Origin of the sequence: Marinobacter sp., from assembly GCF_044799475.1 — a bacterium.
In the GTDB taxonomy this organism is placed as follows: Bacteria; Pseudomonadota; Gammaproteobacteria; order Pseudomonadales; family Oleiphilaceae; genus Marinobacter.
In genome coordinates, this window is sequence record NZ_CP085217.1 from 702,154 (window position 1) to 723,039 (window position 20,886).

Here is a 20,886-nt window from a genome sequence, read left to right on the forward strand (position 1 = left end):
CCGAGCATGGGAATGGGACAACGGGGGCGGAGGCCCGGCTTCGGCGGTGAGGTATCCACCATTGAGCCCCGGCCGATGAAGTGGAACACTAAGCCAAAAGGGGCCAGCTTAGATTGCGGAGGGATCCATGACAGAAGAACTCTACGTCAGCACTGATATTGAAGCGGACGGCCCCATCCCCGGGCCGAACTCCATGCTCAGCCTCGCCTCGGCCGTGTACACCGCCGACGGCGTACTGAACGAGACATTCTCCGTCAATCTCGAGACCCTGCCCGGCGCCACCACGGATCCCAAAACTGACGCCTGGTGGCGGCAGCACCCGAAAGCCTGGGACGCCTGCCGGCAGGAATGCCAGCCTCCGGAGCAGGCGATGCGGGATTACCTGAACTGGCTCAGAGCCCTGCCCGGAAAACCGGTTTTCGTGGCCTACCCCGCCGCTTTCGATTTCATGTTCGTATACTGGTATCTGATCCGCTTTACCGGCGAGAGCCCTTTCGCCCAGTCAGCTCTGGACATAGAAAGCTACGCCATGGCATTGCTGGGAAGAGACTTCAGAGACTGCAAAAAGGCGAAGCTCCCCGAGCGGTGGCTGGAAGACCTGCCCCACACCCATATCGCCCTGGACGACGCCATTGAGCAGGGGGCCTGGTTCTGCAATATGCTGAGGGAGAGGAGGCAAGGATAGGGACAACGGGCAAGGTCGGGGAACAGGATTGAACCCTTTTGCTTTTATGACCGGGTCGTGGCACCGCGAACACCCACAAGAACACCCACAAGGACAGAAACACCCACAAGGACAGGCACATCACCCAGCCATCCCGTCAGTGCTGTATAAATTGACAGTAGTTGCGAAATTGGTTAATTTCCGATCTTAAACCATCGCAATAAGGACATTGCCATGACACAACCCCGTCGGCAGCAGGTATCCCTGTCTGACACCCCCTACTATCATCTCATTTGCCGCTGCGTCCGCCGCACCTTCCTCTGCGGCCAGGATCACCGCACCGGCAAAAACTATGAGCATAGACGGCAGTGGATCGAAGACCGAATCCGACTGCTGGCGTCCATCTTTACGGTCGATGTCTGCGCTTACGCGGTCATGTCCAACCACTACCATCTAGTAGTGAAGCTGAGTCCGGAACAGGCCACAGACTGGTCCGTTGATGAGGCACTCAACCGCTGGACGGCTCTGTTCAAAGGCCCCTTACTCATCCAGAAATATCGGGCTGGGGAAACGCTTTCCTCCGCTGAACGGACTGCTGTCACTGATCTCGCCAACCTCTACCGCAAACACCTGACCAACCTGAGCTGGTTTATGAAATGCCTGAACGAGCCCATCGCACGGCAAGCCAATAAAGAAGACAAGGTTACCGGCCATTTCTGGGAATCCCGGTTTAAGAGCCAACCTCTACTGACTGAAGAGGCTCTCTTGTCCTGCATGGCTTACGTGGACCTGAATCCCATCCGAGCACGCATAGCGGAGACACCGGAAGCCTCCAACCACACCAGCATCCAGGCGCGTATCAAGCCGGGCTTCAACTTAGCGGATGCGATCCAGGGCCAAATCGAACACCAGGCCCTGAACCACTTTGATCTGGCCCTGAAGCCCCTACTCCACTTCGAAGGCAGCATCACCAATAACATCCAGACCGGTCTGCCCTTCCACCACGCCGAATACCTGACACTCGTCGACTACACCGGCCGCGCCCTCGATCCCAGAAAAGGCGGCGCCATACCCAAAGAAGCCCAGCCGATCCTGGACCGACTCGGCTTTACGGAAGCCGACTGGCTTAATCAAGCACACCAGTTTGAGGCGCAATACCACCGCAGGCATTCCCGGCGCGCGCACCGGGCACCGCCCAAAGCCGCTTAACCCCTTCACGCGAATAAACCGACTGGCTAATACATCGCCAGGGATCACCCCTGCCTGGAATTCAGCCAATAAGGACATTTTGGTCGAGATTCGGATTAATCAGCCACCAAAAGCTCCGAGTTGCGGCGGATTCCCCAACTGGCCAGGAACCCAACACTCGCTCGACCGCTATCTCTTTCTTGAGTGCCTGTCCTTAATTGCTCTTGTTAATTGCTCTTCTTGAGTGCCTGTCCTTAATTGCTCTCTTCTTGAGTGCCTGTCCTTAATTGCTCTCTTAATTGCTCTCTTAATTGCTCTAAATAAAACGCGTCGCGACAAGAAACACAATCAACCCAAATGTGTCCATTAATCTGCCCCGGGAGTTTTATTTTCAGAACTATCGTCGGTTCTAGCTGCCCCGTAAATCGTAAGAATAAAACGTGAGTGCATGTCCCTGCTTTATGTTTGAAACGTGAGTGCATGTCCCTGCTTTATGAGCGGTGCTACACTTGTCACTTAAAGTGCATACTCATGCAAATTATCGAGACTGAAATGAGTAGCCATTTAGCCGCTATATATACTGATGAACTACTGTCATCGCTTCCACGAAGTTGGCCAATCATCAAAATCACCGAGCGGCTCCCCATCCCCGAGCATGGTATACATGGCCTCATCAGGAAAGTCATTAATTCTTATCTTATATTCAACCCCACCGATATTAGTCTTAAAGGGATACTCGGCGCTGTCAGTGAGGCTCCACGCCACTTTCTGCTTCTTTAAACGCTCCAGATCAGAGCTCATAGCAAGCCTCTATTATTTTATTTAAACTTCTCATTATACTCTTTACTGGTCCTATTTGAGCTACCAACAATCTCTTCATATATATCATCTCCAGAGATCCCTTTTGAACGATTTTTTTCAACCAGGTAATCAAAAGTTGGCCCATCAGGATTTTGATATACTTCCATATCGCGAGCTCTTAGCATCTCAACTTCTGCCGGATCCTCCATTAAAGTGCGCGCTTTAACACGCGCATCATGACGAATCCCATGAGCGTTTCTTGCACGCGCCTCTGGCCCCATACCATGCCTAATCCACTGTTTGTCAAGCTCGGGAATCGGTGCCACCATTTCATTATACCATGTTCGAACTTCAGCATTACTCAGCGCTTCATGACGGCCTTTCAGTTCAATCTTCAGCGCCTTTTCTCTGTGTGACTGCGCCGAAAAACCTGATGACTCTCTAGCTGCCCGACTTTGCTCAATATTACCTTGAATGCGATCTCTTGCAGTTGAATTAGTATTACTAGACTTAGATCTTCCTGAATTGATTACCCCACGGCCCAGGAAGCCACCCGCAACCGCCATAGCCGCATCGGGAGCAGTGTACAAAGCGGTCGCCAAGCTTGGCGAGCCCCGTTCCGTGCCAACTTCGCCCAGGCGTTCCTTGCCCGCCTCATACTTTTCAAATACCGGCGCAACAGCTTCGCCAATGGCCTCAGCACCCTCGGTGGTGGGTGCCCAAGTGTATTGCTCCTGAATTCCGTCAACCACCCCCGCTCCGGCAGCACCGTCTCGGGTAAATAATAATGTGCCCAAGCCTCCCAGCCCTGCAGTTACTTCCACCAGACCGTTCCAGGCGCCTTTGACAACTAACTCTGTGGCACCCACGGCGTAGTCAACCGCAGATACTTCACTCACTGGTGGCACGTTGTCAGGCACTGCCGCCTCTTCGCCGAGATTGGCATTAGCCGCAGTAACAACTGGCTCATTCTCCAGCCCCAATGGATCCACGTAATCCACCGGATTTCTGGTATATCGGTAAGTGTTCAGCCCCCCTTTGACCCCCAAAGGATCCGGCGTCAGATACCGCCCCGTCTCCGGATCATAATCCCGAAACCGGTTGTTATATAACCCCGTCAGCTCATCCTCAAACTGCCCCGGAAGACGAATCGGCTGGTGCACTTCACCCTCGGGCTGGCACTTGCCCCAGGCATCGGCGTTGGCCTGCCAGGCGAGGCTGCCGTCTTCGGCCCAGAGGCGGATGGGCATGCCGCGCCAGTCCAGTTCGTAGTGGTAGGGCGTGCCGTTGATGAGGGTAAAGAGCGATCCGTCGGTTTCCGGGTCACGGATGTACCATTGCCACTGACCATTGGGGGGCTGTTCACCCAGCAGCACATCGTTGTGCCAGAGGTAGGTGGTGGTGCCGTTTTCGCTCTTGCGCCATGCGCGGCGGCCCAGCGCATCATAGCCGTATCGGACGTGCAGGCCGTCCCGGCGGACTTCGGTGAGCTGGCCTTCGGCGTCGAAGCGACGGTGTTCGGTGTACCCAGCGCGCACCTCGGTTTCCGCGCCCAGGGCATCGTACTTGCGGATAGCTGTACCGGTTTTCAGCAGCCGGTCCTGCTGCAGGGTGGCGTCCGCGGGTTTGCGGTTGCCGCCATGATCGTAGTCGAAGGTCTGTTCGTTGTCGGCGATCAGCTGGCCCTGGGGGTCCCGTTTGAACGTGCGGGCGCCTTCCAGGCTGTCGGTCAGCTCTTCCAGGCGGGATTCGGCATCCCAGGTGTAGCGGCGGACGGCGGACTGGGTGCCCTGCCAGCGCCGGTTGATCAGGCAGTCGTGGCGGTCCCATACCTCGGTCTGGCGGTTATGCTCGCCGGCCTGGCGGGACTGCTCCCGACCCTGTTCGTCGAAGCTGCGCTGCAGGACGGTCTGGCCGTTAACGGTGACGCCCTGCCAGCGGCCCTGGCGATCATGGATGTACTGGATTTCCGTGCCATCCGGCAGCTGGATGCTGTGCAGCTGCTTCCCTGGGCCATAACCGTAACGGATGCTGTGCTGGTCCTGCCGGTGTTCGGTGACCCGGCCCTGGCAGTCATAATCCCAGGCGAGGCGGCGGTCGGCACAGGCGGCGCCGGCGCGCCGGCCCAGCCTGTCGTAATGAAACTGTCTGCTGACCGGGCTGCGGCCCCGGCCCTGGCTGGTCTGCTGCAGCACCCGGCCGCCGGCGTCCCGCTTCAGGTGCTGAACCCAGTCACCTTCCTGCTCCCGGTGGATGATGTCACCGGCGGCATCGTAGCGGAATTCGATTCGGCGGCCGTCCGGTGCCTGGCAGGTGTTAATCTGACCTTTGCTGTCGTATCCCAGAGACCACTTCTGACCATCGGGCCGGATAACGCGGGTGAGGCGCTGGGCCTTGTCGTACTGGTAATGGACGGCGTGGCCATCTGGCCGCTGGTAGCGGACAGGCCTGGCCAGCCCATCGTAGTCGAAGCCGTGATGTTCGCCGCTGGCGGCGGTGAAGCGGGTCAGCCGGCCGGCGCCGTCATACTGATAGAACCGGCTCCGGCGCTGGTCCGGTGCCTGTTCCGGGTACTGGTGAATGGCGCTTATCTGCTCGCCCAGGTAGTCGTATTCGGTGACCAGGTCCTGGACCAGCCGGCCTTTTACCCGGCCCTGAGCGTCGAAGGCATAACGTGCCAGAGCACCCTTCTGCTCATCCGCCAGCAGTTCCCCCCTGGTGCCAAAGCCGGTGCGGCGTACCTCTCCGGTATTGCTGACCGCTTCGCTCAGCCAGCCGTGGCTGTCGTACTGATACTGCCATTCGCTGCCATCGGGGCGGCGCTCTTCCAGCACACGGCCCAGAGGATCAAAGCGTCTTGCGGCGGCGCGTCCATCGGGCCAGCGTTCAGCGATACAGAACCCGAGCGCGTTGTAGCGGCGGCGATGTTCCCGGCCATCTGGCAGCTGCTCCAGTACCTGGCGGCCCCGGGCATCGTAACCGTAACGGGTGGTGCGCCCATCCGGCAGCCGCCTGGCCGCAAGACGGCCCTGGTCATCCCAGGCCCACTGATGGACTCCGCCGTCCGCGTCTTCCCGGGCGGTGATCCGGCTCTTTTCGTCATAATGGAAGGTTTCGACCTGGCCAAAGGCATCGGTCACCCGCGTGAGGAACCTGTCCGGCTCGTAGTCGAACCGGAAATCGAAGTGGCCATCTTCACCGTGAGTGCGCACACAGCGGGCTTCCGGCCCGTGACCGTCCCAGTGAAAGAGAAAGCTGTAACCGGTTGCCAGTTGCCGGCTGGTCAGCAGATGGCCCAGGTAGCCATAGTGTTCGGTGCCGCGGGCGGTGGTGGCAGTGGTCAGGTTACCGTCAGCATCATGGCCGTAGAAGGCAAGAGTTGTTCGGGCCTCGCCCTGCAGCAGATCAATCTGGCGCAGTTCGGGCCCTTTGCCATAGCCGAACTCCAGCCACCGGTCGGGCGCCAGATCCAGCCGCGACAGGCGCCTCTCGCCGTCGTACGAAAACAGCCACTGATGGCCCAGGGAGTTCTGAACACTTACCGGACGCCACTGACCGAGACCGTCCGGGGCAAAGATCCAGACCCGTCCGTCGCTCTCAGTAAGCATCATCCGGTCGTCAGCCTTGCGTTCCAGACGCTGGCCGCTGACCGCCTGCCAGGCAAGCTCGCCCTTTCCCAGTAGAGGCAGGCGGACTGGCCGTGCCTCGTGGTCAACCAGCCAGGTGGCTTCATCGTCCTGCCAGATAATCCTCAGGACATCGGCGAACCAGCCTGCCCCGAGACCAAACTGACGGTCACAGAAACGGGACCGGTAGAGGCGCCGCCAGTGGAGGGGCATGGGCGCGGGAACGGTGAAATCATCCAGTGAAAGGATTTCTTCCCCCGTGGCAGGCGCTACCGGGTCGCCCTTGCACTGCATGGCGTCGGGATCCGGCCCCGGGTCATCGGTGGCGGCGCCCTTCAGGTCTGGCGAACCGCTGGCGGGACTGGTTACCGGCCCATTGCCGCTCTGCTGGGAGCGCATGGATTCGGCCGGGTCACTGTCGGCCGCGGAGACTTTTTTGGGGATAACATGGGGAGGAAGTCGTCGGGCCTCAAGGGTGCCCGCTTCCATCATCTCGGCGATGCGCCGGAAGGTAATTCGGGGAGAGCTGGCGCTCTGTCGCGAACCGGCACTGCCCAGAACTATTTCCCAGTGCTGGGCCTGTTCCTGGAAACGGCGGCTGAATGAGGACAGCAGCCAGGCCTTCCACTCACTGGCGGAAGACATGCGCACCGGCTCACCGGGGCCTTCAGCGCCAGAGGGGCCGAATCCGAAACCTTCACCGGTCACAGATACGATTTCAACAAGTCGAGTGTGGCTCATGCGATCCCTTGCAAACTGTCATCCGGCAGCGTATTTCCATACCACGCTGAACTGTCCAGGCCCGCTCCGGGCCTTACTTCATTTTCAATTCATCAATGTCTGTGTTGCTCTGGCCGCGCCGGCTGGATACTGGGGTCGGCGGTCATCAGAGAGGGCCGGTTTCACCGCACACCGCCTCGCCAAGAGACCCAGCTCTGTCCATGTCAATCCGGCAAAGGCTCTGATGCTCCCCCTGGCCAACGGCTGGCATATAGACCACCCTAAAGGAGGCGCCCGTCTCTTCAAGTGTAATATCGACAAACTCAACAAACGCCACATCCGTCCGGAAGCTGATTCTTTCGCCCCTGCCAGGCCGGATGCCGCACAGGTCCCGCTGCTGCACCACTCGCCAGTCCTGCTCTGGCTGGATGGTCTCGAACCGCAGGCAGGGATAATCGGACTCGGTGTTGAACCTCACATAGCGCAGCAGCGAATCTCCGATTCTGCTCACCCCGATTTCCACCGCGTTTGGAGCCACTTCGGGTGACGCATGGCTGACGGTCGCGCAGGCAGACAGCAAGCTGTAGCCCGCCAGAATCAGCAACAGGGAGCGAAGATGCCTAAACAAGGTAGTTGTTCCGGCGCTGGAACCGGTCCGCGGGGACACCCGGCCAGGTCGACTGATCTGCCAGAGCCCGGGAAAACGCTTTGAGGTCATTCCTGACGACACTTCCCTGTATGAGCCTTCGGGAGCGCCCAGTGTAATCACCGCGGAAGCGGAGATCCACCAGCACATCCCGGATTCGTGAATCCAGTCCGTTCCAGTCTGTGGCACCGTATGCCTGCACCACATCCGGTTTGCCGCAGATGCGGCGGACATCGTCGGTCAGTTCACCGTAAACCGCATCGAACAGACGCCGCTGTACCACTGGCGTTATCTCAAAGTCCATCAGGTCGCTATTCACTATGAATGCCTTGGCGGCCGAGCCTCTGAGCCGGACAGCACCGGCCAGCAACCCTGCTGTTGAAGCCTTGATGCCGGCATGGGAGAGCTGCTGCTGTGCATTCACCCGACTTCGGTCCCGGAGGTCATAACCACGCCCGAGAGTAAGGCCGGAAGAGGCTGTCGGCACGTGCAGAATCCGGCTGTGGTAGCGGCCGCCTTCCTGACCTTCTGCATCCCAGGTCAGGCGCCCTTCCGATGGCGCAATGACTGGCTGGACCGTTCGCGAGGCGGCGAGGGCATCCAGCAGCCACTGCCATGAGCTGCTGCCAGGGGAGACCGAGCCGCTTGCAACGGCAACCCCGTGTTTCACCTGGAAGCGCGCAATGGCCGCAAAGAGCTCCGGGTCGGTGCGGGGGACAACGGGCAAGGCCGCATCGCCCACGGCCCGGCGATCGATATTGAGTAATGCTCTCACCAGCCTGACGTCGTCGGGCTGATTCTGGCCGCTGGGGCCGACGTCTCTGTGCAGTCTCCATTCCATAGGTCTGCTCCTTCAGGGCCCGGAGGTACCGGTTTGTGGGCCGGGAAGGCCTGACCGCTTCCCTTCTCGCCCTTTTAATTATCAGGTAAGCCGATTCGGCATTCGGGACGCACGCCAGCTCACCACAGCAAGCCCCGCCAGAGGGCTGTCATCAAGTTCCAGAAGTATGGCAGGGCCGGAAAAGTCTCCCAGGCGATACCCGCTCTCCAGCCAGGCAAGGCTGTAAAGGCCCCCTGCCACCCCAAGTCTGCCGATTGCTGCCTCAGGGAACTCCCAGCGGACGTCGGGGCCCGACCAGCTCCCCAGCTGGGACATGAACGGCAGAAGGCGCTCCAGATCATTGCCACCCGTCCCCGGACACACCATCACTTCGGGAGCAGACACCACTTCCTGGCCGGCCAGCAACAGAGCGCCCACATCGGTTTTTCCGTCCAGCCGGCCATCCATGCAGGTGAATTCGAACTCCATGCCTTCCTCCGCCGGAGTCCATTCCAGCACCACCAGAGCTTCAATTCCCGGCTTTCCGACCGGTGGCCTGTGTACCGCGATGAGACGCCCGGGAACCCCCAACCGGGCCATCTGACCCAGGGCCAGGGGGATGGAGGCCCGGCCAAAACCAATCTCCGCTACCGCCCCGGCGCGGTCCTGCCACCACTGCCGACTGGTCGTCTCGGTATGGGGCAGTATGAGCCAGTTCGGAAGATCCGCTACCAGAAGCGGCTCAAGTCGCGCCCAGATCAGATCCCGCTCATCCACACCTTCATTTTCGGCAGATGACGCCATCCAGGCCTGGCCGTTCTCATTCACTCCAACCGGCGCTCCCGCCAGCGCCTCAGGGATGCTGCACGCCCCCAGAGCGCCATCGACCCGGCTCAGCTGCCAGCGCACCATTCGCCTCCCTGCAGTGAGTTCGCTGCGCCCTGCACTCCGTCACCGAACCAGTGCCAGAGCCGGCCCCTGAAACCGAGAGGCAGACGCTGAAAAAGGCCAGCCCGTGACTCCTCAGAGAGTGGCTCGCCCCAGCATTGATGGCCCTCATGCCGACTGGTCTGGCCACCGGTAAGCCAACGGAGCTCCCGCATGACCGTCTCCGACAGGGCTTCGTCCCTGCGCATATTGGCCAGCCAGGGCAAAAACCGGCTCTGGCAGCTCAATCCCATAAGCTGGATGACCAGCCTGTCATCGCCCTGGATCGACAGCCAGTTCAATACCGCCGCAGACTGTTTCTGATCAGCAATGACCATCAGCGGCGCCAGCCACGGCTCCCAGTCCTGCCCCTGCGACAGGTCCCACAGTGCCTGTACAACGGGCAGCAGGGCGGCCTCGCCAGCAAGGGCCGAGACCCACGAACGCCAGGGCTCCTCCAGCATCGAGGTCCGGCCGCGCCTCTGGAGTGCCCGGGCTGCCCATACCTGCGCATCGTGACGCTCCGGAAACACATAGGGACACGGCAGCGACGGGTAATGAGCCGCCAGCCACCAGGCTGCGCTGCTGTCTTCCGTACAGGCAACCAGCCTGTGCTGTACCCGCAGCAATTCACCTGGCCAGAGACGGGCACGGGCTTCCAGCATCAGCAGGGTGCCCGCAAAGTCCTTATCCAGCGCCCGGAACAGATCCTCGTCCGCCAGCGTTTTGCCGGCCAGGGGAGAATCCAGCAGGCCCTGCTCCATGGCAGCAAGAAGCTTGCGGTCATGGCTTCTGAGCTGGGCCAGAGTGGCATCATCACTGGCCAGCAGGATGGCACGCTGGGCCAGGTGCAGCTTTAGGTCATCATTCATCTTTGGTTTTTGCACTTATTCTCAGGACCCAGTACTAAAGCTGTAACAACAACCATTAATCCGTGTTGTCTTTTTCCATTTTCAGTTGATTAACCGCTCTGAGGAGCTGATCCATTTCTCCCAGAAAGTGCACTATTTGTTCCTGGTTTTGCCGGACATCCGCGTAACCTCTAAAATCAAATTCGGGATTCTCCAAAGCCCACTCGGTAGCGTTTTTCAGTTCAAGCAGCTCCTTTGAGTCATACAATTCCTCGAATCCACGCTTGATCTTCTGATACCTATCGGCATCGTAAACATCGGGCATACTGTGTAGAAGATAAAGAACTCCCGAAAGTTCTGAAGGAGGCGCTGTACGCTTATTTATGCTCATTATTTTCTACCTGATTTATCAAAAGCTTTCTCGAAATCAGCATCACTGGATATTTCGGAAATTTTTGTGCGGCTTAAATTTGGTTGAAACACCATCTTCAGTCCAGCCACCCTGCATAACATTGTCAGTGATGCTGGCCGGTAGCCCCCGGGATTCCAGCTCCTGAAATATCAGGTTATTCTGCCTCTGAGTCGGTTCATAGTGACCACTGTAACTGTTGACCTCCAGCAGATGACCATCGGCAACCTCCATATGTCCTGCAGAGGCCACTGGCAGCCCTCCGCTCAAACTGGAGTGATGGAACTCCCTGGGTTTGCTGTAGTTTGAGGCCAGTATCCTGCCAGAGGGTTCCATGATAAATATGGCACCTGGACCCATCAATGCCTCTCCGGTGTCGAACGGCTGGCCAGTCTCTTTCACTACAATCAGATTACCTTTCACATCGAGTTCCAATGAACTCTTTTCTTTCTCGCTCAGGTACGTGACCACCTTTGGTTGATTCCAACGAAGAAACGACGCCTCATTATTTTTCATTCAGGTACCTATCTTTCATTGGCACAACTGAATAATGCTTGCCATCACCCTCCAGACTAGAAGCTGACTTAGTTGATGCCTCCGAGTTTTCTTTGTCACCACCAGAGGCAGACGACAGGGGCCAAACAAACGCTGGTGGAGCGGCTCCATTCGCTTTATTTGCCACAGTTTGAGCCCTTGGTGACTCACCCGATTCCGGTGCTGCCTCTGCCTCCATTGCCCTCTTCCCAGAACCTCCTGAAGACCTGTGACGCCACATCAGGCTGTCCTCCAGATAGACCCTCAGTTCTCCAGTCGCGATCTTTTCTGCCAGGTCGTCGAGGAACTTCGCCAGTGTGCGGGGTCTGGCCCAGGGCTGCTGGTATACATCCAGCCAGAGATCCAGCAGGCCGTAATGAAAAGGGTCTGTGCCAGACTCACTGATGGCATCCAGGTGTTGTCGCGCGAACACCCTGTGACGGATAACGGCTTCCTCGCGGAGCTGGCGGTCATCCTCATACTGGGGCCAGCGGCTGTACAGAAAGGTCTGCCCCAGATTGTCTCTTAGCCTGTGTTCCCTGTCCGTATGCATCCCTGTGCTTCCATTCACTTAGTTCAGGCTGATCGCCGCGCCCTTGAGACTGATGGCAGTGCCCTGAAGACTGATGTCGGTGCCCTTGATGGAGATGGCACCGGAGCTCTCCAGGGTGATGCTGGCGGCGCCGGTTTTCAGGGTAATGCTCTGGCCTGCATTCACGGTGATGGTCTTGCCGCTGCTGATCTTCTGGTCACCGGTAATGTCCACGGTCTGGTTGTTGCCAACCGTCAGCTGATCGTCATTGCCCACCTGGGCCTTGCGGTCGTTGCCCACATCGCCGGTCTGGTCATTTTCGACCGTCAGCTCGTGATCCCGTTCGGCGTGAATGACCAGCAGCTCTTTGCCCTTCTCGTCGTCGAAACGCACTTCACTGTAATTCGCCGCGCCGCCCTTGGTGGTAGAACGGGAGCGGAAGCCGGAAGACTGACGCTCGTCCAGCGGCGGATAGGGCATTCTGTTTCGGCCGTTGTAGACCGAGCCGGTAATCAGCGGCTGGTCCGGGTCGCCATTGATGAACTCGACCACCACTTCCTGACCCTTGCGGGGCAGAAACTGGGCGCCGAAACCGGACCCTGCCCAGCTCTGGGCAACCCTTACCCAGCAGGAGCTGGCCTGATCATTACTGCCCTCGCGGTCCCAGTGAAACTTCACTTTTATGCGGCCGTGTTCGTCCACATGGATTTCTTCACCTGACGCACAGGTGACCGTCGCGGTCTGCAGGCCCGAAATGACCGGCTTTGGCAGGCGGGCCAGGGTGAATACAGTAGAAGTTGGCAGACACTGGAAGGTATTGATGTAATTGAGGCCGCCACCGCCGGCTTCCCCTTCGGTATTCAGGGGTATCGAGGCTTCCATCCGCAGGTGGGTAATCACGAACTCATTATGCTCGGGCAGTTCATCCTCATGTTCCTGGAATGAGAAGACGAGTCCGACACCAAAGGACCGGTAGTCGGAGATACCACTGAAACCCCTGGCTTCCTGCGTGACGCCCTGGAGATGCAGCTCCGCCAGCTTTTTTGCGTCGTTAAGCGCAGAGTCTTCGCCCAGATAACTGAAAAGCTCTCTGCTGCCAAAAGCTTCCCCGGGCACGCTGTCCCGGACCGCATCGTCTACCCTTTCGTTCGGGCGGGTGAAATCAAACCCCTGTTCCACAGCCGCGTTGGCCGTGGCTCGAAAATCCGTATACCAGCTGGAGATATAGGCTTCGCCGGGTGGACGTGAGCAGAAAATGACCTCGCTCTCGGCCGCCTTCCCATAGGCTTTTACATTGTCGGTGATGACCAGGTCATGGCCGGACAGTGAATGAACAAAAAAGAATGAAAGGCCTTCCTGCGCCAGCAGGCGGCAGACAAACTGCCAGTCAGTCTCGTTGTATTGCACGCAGTAGCCATAGCTGTAGAGGGACCTGTTCAGCTTCCTGGTGACGCTGACCTGGTGTTCTCCCAGTACTTTCTCGACAATCTCAAGCGCTGTCTGGTCCTGGAAAATCCTGCAGTTGGTGCGATTGGCCGCTGACCAGGCTCTGGGCACCACGGTGGCTTTGTAGCGCTGGCCCTCACTGTTGTGAAGAGGCTTCCCGAGCTCGCAGATGCTGAGAATATGGCCATGGTAAAAGCGCTCCCTGGCTGCTGCTTTATCACCCAATGCCAGACTCACCGCGACCTCCTCCCCAACCTGTCCCTTCATGTCGGCGATGCGCTGGTTTGCAACGAATACCACCTCCATGGTGAACAGCCGGGACATGCCTTCCTCAACGTTGACACGCTCCAGAACGAGAGCGTCTTCACCGAGAGAGCTGTGAATCTTCAGATAGTGATGCTGCTGTTCCTTGCCCATGAACTTCTGCGCCATCCTGATACGTAGACAAAAGGGGAAGGAGAGGGCCGAAGCCCTCTCCCGGAGACAGAGACCCTGGGCTTTTTAAAGCTTCTGGCCCTTGGCACCGCTGTAGCCGTAAACCAGCGGAGCTGTGACAGAGTTCTTGTCATCAGTCGGGGTCACGGTCATGGTCATTTCGGTGTAGGAGATGGTCAGGCTTTCAGTCGGACGATCGCCGGCAACAGAAACGGAGTAGTTGGAGATCATGGCGTCGGTCAGCTCGATCTTCATGATTTCTTCAATCTTCTCGCCCTGCTTGGTGATGTAGAAGGTGGCCTTCTTGCCCTTACCAATGGTGGCTTCCTTGAAGAACTCGGGAGAGGAGTTGTCCTGCAGCTTGGTGATGGTGATGTCGCCCAGGCGTGTAGCAGATGCTTCACGGTCCATGGAAGTACCGGTGTACGAGGAAATCTCGCGGTGTACGTTGAAATCCATGGACAGCACCGTGACCATGTCCTTGTACTGCTCAGCCGTGGTTTCGCCCTTGATGCCCTGGTAATCCAGATAGGTGTTCGCTTGCATTTTCAACTTCTCCTTTGGTTTTAGTTACGTCCTGTAACGAGGACATAGTCATCCTGACCACCGCTGATCACGGCGATCCGAGGATCTGGTGCTCAAGCCCTGTCGACATCCACTGTCAATGCACCATCGGATACCGACAGAGTTATCCGCTTGAATTCCTGTTCCGCAGCCAGGTACTCCAGCACCTGCTGCGACATCACCGGCAGCACTTCACGCTGCAGGATCTGCTGTATGTTTCTTGCCCCTGAGCTGGCCTCGGTGCAACGCTCGACAATGGCGGCGACCACCTCATCCGTGTACTCCAGAGGCACCCTGTGATGCCGCATGGCCCGACCGGCCACACGTTCAAGTTGCAGACGGGTGATTTCCATCAGCTGGTCCCTGCCCAGCGGCTGATAGGGCAGCACGGTGGTCCGCCCCAGGAAGGCAGGTTTGAAGATCTTGAGTAATTCGTCCCAGATCGCCTCTTTCAGCACGGAAGGATCTTCCGGTGCCGTGAGCTCGTCGGCATAGAGATCGGAGATAAGCTCCGAGCCGGCATTGGAGGTCATGAGAATGACGGTATTCTTGAAGTCCACATCCTGGCCTTCGCCGTCCCGCAACATGCCCTTGTCAAACACCTGATAGAAGATGTCCTGAACGCCGGGATGAGCCTTTTCCATTTCGTCCAGAAGGATGACGCCGTAGGGCTTGCGGCGGACGGCTTCCGTCAGTACGCCGCCTTCGCCATAACCAACGTATCCCGGGGGCGAGCCCACCAGCTGGGACACCTTGTGCTCTTCCTTGAATTCCGACATGTTGATGACGGTCATGTTGGCTTCACTGCCATATACCTGCTCCGCCAGCGCCAGCGCAGTCTCGGTCTTGCCCACGCCGCTCGGCCCCACCAGCAGGAATACCCCCAGCGGTTTTTTCTCATCGGCCAGGTCGGCACGGGCGATGCGGATGGTACGGGCGATGTCATCCAGGGCATGGTTCTGGCCCTTGACCCTGGCCTGCAGACTGGTCTCCAGCGTCAGGATTCCGGCGACTTCATCTGCCTGCATGCGACCCATGGGAATCCCGGTCCAGTCTGCCAGAACTTCTGCTACCAGCTGGTCGTCCACCTGCCAGTGCACCATGGGCTCAACCCGCTCGGCGAGCTGGCTGCGCAGCTCGTTGAGCTCCGCCAGCAGTTCCGCGTCTTCCGCTTCGGTGAGTTTGCGGCCCAGTTCCCGGGCAGCTCCCACCCGGGACTTCTCTTCCTCGAACACCTGTTCCAGAGCCTCGGCTGATCCACGGGCCAGGTGGACCTGAGTCGCCAGGTCGTCCAGACGGGCTCCGTGATCAGCACCGATCCGGCTTTCCCGGGCAAGAATGTCCGCCTCTGTCTGCAGTGCACTCAGTCTGGCCCGGGCGCGCTCCAGTGCTGACGGCAGGCTGGCCTGGCTCATGGCGACACGGGCGCAGGCGGTATCCAGCAGGGCTACAGCCTTGTCAGGCAGCTGCCGGCCAGCCAGATAGCGCATTGACAGGCTTACGGCCGCCCGGGCCGCGGCATCCGTAATGGTCACCCCATGGTGCTTCTCGAGGGTTGGTGCAAGGCCACGCAGAATCTGAACGGCGGTGGCCTCGTCCGGCTCATCCACCTTGACCACCTGGAAGCGGCGGGTCAGGGCAGCGTCTTTTTCGAAGTACTTTTTGTACTCTGACCAGGTTGTGGCTGCGATGGTGCGCAGTTCGCCACGCGCCAGCGCCGGCTTGAGCAGGTTGGCTGCGTCGTTCTGTCCGGTCTGGCCGCCGGCGCCCACCATGTTGTGGGCTTCATCGATAAATAGCAGCACCGGATGGGTAGCACTGTGTACTTCTTCTATGACCCCTTTCAGCCGGTTCTCGAATTCCCCTTTGACTCCGGCTCCAGCCTGCAACAGAGCCAGGTCCAGGGTAAGCAGGCGGGCGTTTTTCAGGGAGTCAGGTACGGTGCCTTCGACAATGCGCTGGGCCAGACCCTCGACTACGGCGGTCTTACCCACTCCCGCCTCGCCGGTCAGGATCGGGTTGTTCTGGCGGCGACGGGTCAGAATGTCGATCATCTGGCGGATTTCATCGTCACGCCCCAGCACCGGATCCAGCAGGCCGTCCCGTGCCTGAGTGGTAAGATCTATGGTGAACTGGTCGAGACACTCTTCCCTGCGGGCACGGGTAGCCGGCTGGCTGCCCTGGCCGGAACCCAGGCTCTCCTTCAATATGGGCCAGTCGGTCAGCAGACGGCTGGGGTCAAGGCCCTCAAGCTCCCTGGCGTAGCGGGTGGTGAGTGCTGCCATGGCTGGATCATTGAGCAGGCTGAACAGGAAGGTTGCACCGCGCATGAGCGGCTCGCCGAACTCAATGGAGGTATCGAGCCAGCACTGGCGAAGCAGATCAACGAGCCGTGGTGAAAGACTGGGAGTCGCGCCACTGCCGGTTCTGAAAGACTCAATTGCCGTGTCCAGCTGGGCTTCCAGCCGCGAGCCGTCCAGATCGAAATGTGCCAGCACAGCTGCCAGGTCAGCGTCCTGTTCTGCCATCATGGCTTTCAGGAAGTGTTCAACCTCCACCGTGTGATGGCTGCGCTGATGACACAGACCTACTGCCCGCTCCAGGGCCTGCCGGCCGCTGTCATTCATTTTTTCCACGAGCGATTTCAAAGTCATTGATGACATGATGCTTTTTCCCTTCCCTGGCTTGGCTTGAAGCTGACCTCGACCCTGTGATCAGGTGACCGTCGAGCACTGATGAAACTGTCCGCCCCGAGGCGGCCCTGCTGCCCCAGGCGCACATCCGGCAGGTCGCTGGCAGCAGAGATAACCCGGTAGCGCAACTGACAGGCACCGCTGGCCAGACGCTGGCTGATCCGGGCGACAGCCTCACTGAATATGCCCTGGGGCAGCAGTCCTGCCAGCCCGGCACGGTCGTCAGGGTGGAAGACAATTTCTGCGCCCTTGTCCGCAAGCCAGACCCGGCTGCCCAGCATGGCTTCGCCCAGCCGTGCATACTGCCCTTTTGGCCTCTGGCGACTGGGTAGCCGGCTCTGGTCGCTCTCAGCCAGACTCTCCCAGCCTCCCTGAAATGACCGCACTTCAACCCGCATGCCGGTGAGATCGGCGAGGACGGACGCGAGGGTCGAGGCCGAACGGGCGCCACGTGAAAGCGCAGCCCCGTAATAGATTTCCCAGTCCGCCTCACTGCCGGTCAGCGCCCGCAAAATGCGAGTGAATGGGTCTTCTTCTCCACGCTCCTGGGCAACGGCAGGCTGGGTTTTTTCCCAGCTCCGGTAAAAGAGAGACAGCAGCCGGTGGTTGAACAGATCCAGGAAGTCCCTCAGAGCGGGATCCTTCGCTTTAAGCTGTGTCAGCACCTGCTCCGTATAGCTCACGGGCAGCGCTCCCCTGGCGCCGGTGAGGCCGAGGAAATCCACCGACAGCTCCGCCGTCAGTGTGCCCTCGGGTTTGCGACCGGTCCTGTTTTCCACGATATCCTGGCTGGCAAAACCGAGGTGCTGACTGGTGCGGAACTTCACCAGTTCCTGTGCCGGCCAGCCGTCGTGGCCAACCCTCTGGTACAGAGAGCGTCCGCCTCGAATCTGCCGTTCGATGCGCCAGACTTCCCGGAAAAAGCTGCCGCCAGGTTTTGAACCGGTTACCGGACTCACAGCAGTTCCCTCTCCCCCGCGCGGGCAGGCCACACATGATAGTCCTCGTTGTGGCCGCTGAGCCGGATCCGGACCCGGGTGAAGCTGTTGAGCTGGGCGAACTGGGCAAAGAAGCGATCAAGGATGGCTGAGAACAGATAGATACTGGTGCCCGCGTAGCGGGGCCTGGAAAACCGGACAATGATCTCGCTGCCCTGACAGGCTCCGCGATGCACCCCGGAACCCACACGCGCCACTGCCCGCTTGATGGTGACTGAGTCTATGCCTTCGATCAGTGTCTGGGACTCCGGAGTCTGGCGGAAGTCATGGAGTTGCAGCACCGCCTTGAGCCTTTCACAGGCATCGTCACCGGCAAAGTGCTCGAGATTGAGGTTGCGGATGAACTGCCAGCGACTGGCTTCAGCGAGCTGCGGCCGCACGGTGGCGGTAGGGGCAAGCAGAGCAGTTGCCTGTTCGATCAGCGGCTCGGCAATTGGTCGAAACTTCGGAGCGCCGCCGCCGAAAGGAAGTCGCTCAGGCACATTGCGATTGCAACAGCGGGCCTTCACCACCAGGGTTTCATCTGCCGGAAGAGCACTGGCGCCCGGCTCCGCAAACCGTTTGTCCACCAGACTCAGCCAGGTTTCCGAGCCGGGTTCGTACTGACCACCTGCCCAGTCTGCATCCCGCCTGCGAGCATGCCAGTAGACGCCGAGATCATTCTGCCAGCGGGGATGAGCCAGTCCATAGAAAGGAGCCAGCTCACGGATCCTGTCGCCATTCACCAGGCTGACATTCTGGATCCCCACCACCTCAAAGGCATCCGCACGCTGGTATCGGGACACCAGGCGATATTCGTGTTCCGAATCGTCCCGGATCATGGGTTCCAGGGTGGTTTCAAACAGGTTAACCACCGGCAGACACCAGAGCCGCATGTGGTCAGCGATGAAGCTCTTTTCCTGCTCCGCGGAGCTTTCTCCGAGATAAATGTAGAGATCCACCTGACTGGTATCTGGCCACTGGCCTTCCAGTCCGTTCAGTTGGGCGAAAAGAAACTTTTCCGGAAACAGGAAATGCTCAACCAGCAGGCGGAAGCCATCAAAGCTGCGCTGACCGTAGGGTACGAGGGCTTCCGCGGAGTCGAACCCGACCGGCTGGATCTGATCAGCCGGGAAGAACCGCAACTGGTCTCGGTCATCAACCGGAACCACGGCAAAACCCAGCCCCGTGCGCAGAATCAGGTCGTAGAGCTCGTGGCTGTGATGGGTCTGGCCGTGAAGATAGAAACGGAGATTGGGGACATCCATTTCCTGCAGGGAGATTGCGCCCTCCAGCCGGATACGGATAACACTCTGGGCAGCCTCTGCTCCTGGTGGCCGTGGTGCGTCAAAGGGACTGTTCTCGAACCTGGCTCCGGTGACGGATATCGGAGCCAGATGGTGCTCGCCCGAGGCGTGAAACTCACAGTTGGGCATGCGCTCAACAGAAGTATCGAAGCCCTGGTTGTCCTTCAGGCGGGCCGAATGGGTCTGGGACGCCGAGGGTTCGAGCTGCAATACCGTCATGGACGGAATCGGCGCCTGATAGTCCGGGTACAGGGTGCCCATCAGGATGTCGGTGAGTTCCGGGAAATGACCATCAAGACGCTGGCGGATCTGGGCTGTCATGAAAGCAACCCCTTCCAGCAGACGCGACACGTGGGGATCCTCAACGGATTCCTCGCTGATTCGCAGGCGGCCGGCAACCTTGGGGTAGGCCTGGGCAAACTCGGCGCCCTGGCGCCTGAGGTAGGCAAGCTCCCGGTTGTAATACTGCAGCAGCTCATCACTCATCAGGCACACTCCTGCAGGGTAACCGCCAGACTGACCGGCTCCAGTTCCGAATCGAAGGCGACCGGCTGTGGCACAGGATCAATCAGCAGAACCGCGTTGATACGCAGCCGAAGCATCCGGTCCACCGGTACGGCGGTATCCTTCATTTCCACCCTGACCCGGGCCAGCCGTGGCTCAAACCGGATAATGGTCCGCTCGACTTCATCGCAGAGCCACTGACGGCCTTCCTGGGTGCTCAGCTCCATCACCGTAAAATCCGGCAGCCCGTAGCCCAGCACCGATTTGGCCAACTCTTTAAAGGCAGCCGGGCAGGGAATCCATGAGCGTCGGGCATTGAGCAGCGCCTCCAGATCCCGCCGCACAGACTGTCGTATGTGCGCAACCGTTGGCCGGCTGACACCATCGTCCATCAGGCGGTCCAGCAGGCTCAGCTGAAGGCGGCCATGAATATCAGACTGCATCGCTGGTCTCTGCCACCTGCTGGCGCTCCACGACACTGGAGCCATCAAGAACCACTGCGACGTCGCCTACCAGCCAGGTTTTGGTTCCAACCCCGGTAACCAGTCCCGCTGTGTGTTCCACCCAGTCAGTTTCGCGACCCAGACGCTGAGAGTCCGTGCTACTGCCAGCGTAGGTCAGAGGCAGAAACACCTCGCCCTGGCGTCCATCCGCCAGCTCGAAATCTGCCCTGCGCCAGATCAGCTCAACCGGTGAGGAAGGGGGGTGGAGGCGCACCGACTGGATTTCGCTCCACTGCCACAGGTAATAACGTCCGTCGGTGCCCAGTCCGTCGACATAGCCACCGAGGCTGTCATCGCAGTCCCGGATATCACCCGTGGCGTATCCAACCTGAACCCGGCAGGGCTCCCGGCTGGCTTCGAGCTGAGCTGCTGCTTCGGCGGCCTGGGCCAGGTCACCCTGGGTCAGGTGCAGGTTCAGGGTCAGCAGGGCTTCCAGGGCAGGACCAGGTGTTGCCACCACATCGTCCGCCAGCCTGCCCTTCCGCAGGGCCAGCCGTGCCTGCTGGGCACGCAGTAACTGGCGCAGGTTGGCGGCGCCGGGTATCCAGTCCGGGTTATGTCTGGCCAGGGCGCTCAGCACGTCGTCTGCACGCTCAAGATCCCCGGCGAGGCATAGCAGCTCCACCAGGCAGGCCCGCAGATCCGCCGCGGCAGGATTCTTTCGCACCTGGCTCTGCACCTGTTCGATGGCTTTCTGAAGCTCGCCTGCTGCGAGATAGTCCCTGACTGCGTCCATTAC

At 59.4% G+C, this 20,886-nt stretch carries 18 protein-coding genes; 2 read left to right on the forward strand and 16 right to left on the reverse strand.

What is annotated here, in order from left to right; all coding sequences use genetic code 11:
* Positions 1-127: 127 nt before the first annotated feature.
* The gene (locus tag LG327_RS03260) at positions 128-685 is read left to right on the forward strand and encodes a hypothetical protein (protein ID WP_404365685.1); all 558 of its coding nucleotides are present in this window, start codon (positions 128-130) and stop codon (positions 683-685) included.
* A 213-nt stretch (positions 686-898) separates the two neighbouring features.
* Positions 899-1,873: a transposase gene (locus LG327_RS03265; protein WP_404365688.1), complete on the forward strand. Its 975-nt coding sequence runs from the start codon at positions 899-901 to the stop codon at positions 1,871-1,873.
* A 573-nt stretch (positions 1,874-2,446) separates the two neighbouring features.
* On the opposite strand, the gene LG327_RS03270 is transcribed toward LG327_RS03265, so the two are convergent.
* From LG327_RS03270 to LG327_RS03345, 16 genes are all read right to left on the reverse strand, one after another.
* The gene (locus LG327_RS03270; RefSeq protein ID WP_404365691.1) at positions 2,447-2,653 is read right to left on the reverse strand and encodes a hypothetical protein; all 207 of its coding nucleotides are present in this window, start codon (positions 2,651-2,653) and stop codon (positions 2,447-2,449) included.
* A 17-nt stretch (positions 2,654-2,670) separates the two neighbouring features.
* On the reverse strand, positions 2,671-7,020 hold the full coding sequence (locus LG327_RS03275) for an RHS repeat-associated core domain-containing protein (RefSeq protein ID WP_404365694.1): 4,350 nt from the start codon (positions 7,018-7,020) through the stop codon (positions 2,671-2,673).
* Positions 7,021-7,165: 145 nt separating this feature from the next.
* Positions 7,166-7,627: a hypothetical protein gene (locus LG327_RS03280; RefSeq protein ID WP_404365697.1), complete on the reverse strand. Its 462-nt coding sequence runs from the start codon at positions 7,625-7,627 to the stop codon at positions 7,166-7,168.
* The gene (locus tag LG327_RS03285; protein ID WP_404365700.1) at positions 7,620-8,486 is read right to left on the reverse strand and encodes a hypothetical protein; all 867 of its coding nucleotides are present in this window, start codon (positions 8,484-8,486) and stop codon (positions 7,620-7,622) included. Before LG327_RS03285 ends, LG327_RS03280 begins: the two co-directional genes overlap by 8 nt.
* A gap of 81 nt (positions 8,487-8,567) precedes the next feature.
* Complete coding sequence (locus tag LG327_RS03290; protein ID WP_404365703.1) at positions 8,568-9,377, reverse strand: hypothetical protein; 810 nt, start codon at positions 9,375-9,377, stop codon at positions 8,568-8,570.
* Complete coding sequence (locus LG327_RS03295) at positions 9,359-10,264, reverse strand: hypothetical protein (RefSeq protein WP_404365706.1); 906 nt, start codon at positions 10,262-10,264, stop codon at positions 9,359-9,361. The genes LG327_RS03290 and LG327_RS03295 overlap by 19 nt, the downstream gene beginning before the upstream one ends.
* Before the next feature lie 55 nt (positions 10,265-10,319).
* Entirely contained in the window at positions 10,320-10,634 is a 315-nt protein-coding gene (locus LG327_RS03300; RefSeq protein WP_404365708.1) for a hypothetical protein, read from the reverse strand.
* 42 nt (positions 10,635-10,676) lie between these two features.
* A complete protein-coding gene (locus LG327_RS03305; RefSeq protein ID WP_404365711.1) occupies positions 10,677-11,168 on the reverse strand; it encodes a hypothetical protein in 492 nt (163 codons plus the stop codon).
* The gene (locus tag LG327_RS03310; protein ID WP_404365714.1) at positions 11,158-11,739 is read right to left on the reverse strand and encodes a hypothetical protein; all 582 of its coding nucleotides are present in this window, start codon (positions 11,737-11,739) and stop codon (positions 11,158-11,160) included. Before LG327_RS03310 ends, LG327_RS03305 begins: the two co-directional genes overlap by 11 nt.
* A gap of 18 nt (positions 11,740-11,757) precedes the next feature.
* Positions 11,758-13,581, reverse strand: a complete 1,824-nt coding sequence (locus LG327_RS03315) for a type VI secretion system Vgr family protein (RefSeq protein ID WP_404365716.1) — start codon at positions 13,579-13,581, stop codon at positions 11,758-11,760.
* A gap of 84 nt (positions 13,582-13,665) precedes the next feature.
* On the reverse strand, positions 13,666-14,145 hold the full coding sequence (locus LG327_RS03320; protein WP_404365719.1) for an Hcp family type VI secretion system effector: 480 nt from the start codon (positions 14,143-14,145) through the stop codon (positions 13,666-13,668).
* Between the two features lie 92 nt (positions 14,146-14,237).
* Positions 14,238-16,817 carry a type VI secretion system ATPase TssH gene (gene tssH / locus LG327_RS03325; RefSeq protein ID WP_404369188.1) on the reverse strand — a complete coding sequence of 860 codons (2,580 nt, stop codon included), beginning with the start codon at positions 16,815-16,817 and terminating at the stop codon, positions 14,238-14,240.
* Positions 16,814-17,815 (reverse strand): type VI secretion system baseplate subunit TssG, encoded by a 1,002-nt coding sequence (tssG, locus tag LG327_RS03330; protein WP_404365721.1) that lies wholly within the window; start codon positions 17,813-17,815, stop codon positions 16,814-16,816. Before tssG ends, tssH begins: the two co-directional genes overlap by 4 nt.
* On the reverse strand, positions 17,812-19,626 hold the full coding sequence (gene tssF / locus LG327_RS03335; RefSeq protein ID WP_404365724.1) for a type VI secretion system baseplate subunit TssF: 1,815 nt from the start codon (positions 19,624-19,626) through the stop codon (positions 17,812-17,814). Before tssF ends, tssG begins: the two co-directional genes overlap by 4 nt.
* Complete coding sequence (tssE, locus tag LG327_RS03340) at positions 19,626-20,087, reverse strand: type VI secretion system baseplate subunit TssE (RefSeq protein ID WP_404365727.1); 462 nt, start codon at positions 20,085-20,087, stop codon at positions 19,626-19,628. The genes tssF and tssE overlap by 1 nt, the downstream gene beginning before the upstream one ends.
* Complete coding sequence (locus LG327_RS03345; protein WP_404365730.1) at positions 20,077-20,883, reverse strand: type VI secretion system accessory protein TagJ; 807 nt, start codon at positions 20,881-20,883, stop codon at positions 20,077-20,079. Before LG327_RS03345 ends, tssE begins: the two co-directional genes overlap by 11 nt.
* Between the last annotated feature and the right edge of the window lie 3 nt (positions 20,884-20,886).

What these genes read in the sequence shown, in the direction of transcription:
- tssF (WP_404365724.1), bottom strand. Translation starts at nt 19,626, where the DNA reads ATGAGTGATGAGCTGCTGCAGTATTACAACCGGGAGCTTGCCTACCTC.
- LG327_RS03345 (WP_404365730.1), bottom strand. Translation starts at nt 20,883, where the DNA reads ATGGACGCAGTCAGGGACTATCTCGCAGCAGGCGAGCTTCAGAAAGCC.
- tssE (WP_404365727.1), bottom strand. Translation starts at nt 20,087, where the DNA reads ATGCAGTCTGATATTCATGGCCGCCTTCAGCTGAGCCTGCTGGACCGC.
- LG327_RS03295 (WP_404365706.1), bottom strand. Translation starts at nt 10,264, where the DNA reads ATGAATGATGACCTAAAGCTGCACCTGGCCCAGCGTGCCATCCTGCTG.
- LG327_RS03265 (WP_404365688.1), top strand. Translation starts at nt 899, where the DNA reads ATGACACAACCCCGTCGGCAGCAGGTATCCCTGTCTGACACCCCCTAC.
- LG327_RS03290 (WP_404365703.1), bottom strand. Translation starts at nt 9,377, where the DNA reads ATGGTGCGCTGGCAGCTGAGCCGGGTCGATGGCGCTCTGGGGGCGTGC.
- LG327_RS03260 (WP_404365685.1), top strand. Translation starts at nt 128, where the DNA reads ATGACAGAAGAACTCTACGTCAGCACTGATATTGAAGCGGACGGCCCC.
- LG327_RS03305 (WP_404365711.1), bottom strand. Translation starts at nt 11,168, where the DNA reads ATGAAAAATAATGAGGCGTCGTTTCTTCGTTGGAATCAACCAAAGGTG.
- LG327_RS03270 (WP_404365691.1), bottom strand. Translation starts at nt 2,653, where the DNA reads ATGAGCTCTGATCTGGAGCGTTTAAAGAAGCAGAAAGTGGCGTGGAGC.
- LG327_RS03285 (WP_404365700.1), bottom strand. Translation starts at nt 8,486, where the DNA reads ATGGAATGGAGACTGCACAGAGACGTCGGCCCCAGCGGCCAGAATCAG.
- LG327_RS03300 (WP_404365708.1), bottom strand. Translation starts at nt 10,634, where the DNA reads ATGAGCATAAATAAGCGTACAGCGCCTCCTTCAGAACTTTCGGGAGTT.
- LG327_RS03310 (WP_404365714.1), bottom strand. Translation starts at nt 11,739, where the DNA reads ATGCATACGGACAGGGAACACAGGCTAAGAGACAATCTGGGGCAGACC.
- LG327_RS03320 (WP_404365719.1), bottom strand. Translation starts at nt 14,145, where the DNA reads ATGCAAGCGAACACCTATCTGGATTACCAGGGCATCAAGGGCGAAACC.
- LG327_RS03275 (WP_404365694.1), bottom strand. Translation starts at nt 7,020, where the DNA reads ATGAGCCACACTCGACTTGTTGAAATCGTATCTGTGACCGGTGAAGGT.
- tssH (WP_404369188.1), bottom strand. Translation starts at nt 16,817, where the DNA reads ATGACTTTGAAATCGCTCGTGGAAAAAATGAATGACAGCGGCCGGCAG.
- LG327_RS03315 (WP_404365716.1), bottom strand. Translation starts at nt 13,581, where the DNA reads ATGGGCAAGGAACAGCAGCATCACTATCTGAAGATTCACAGCTCTCTC.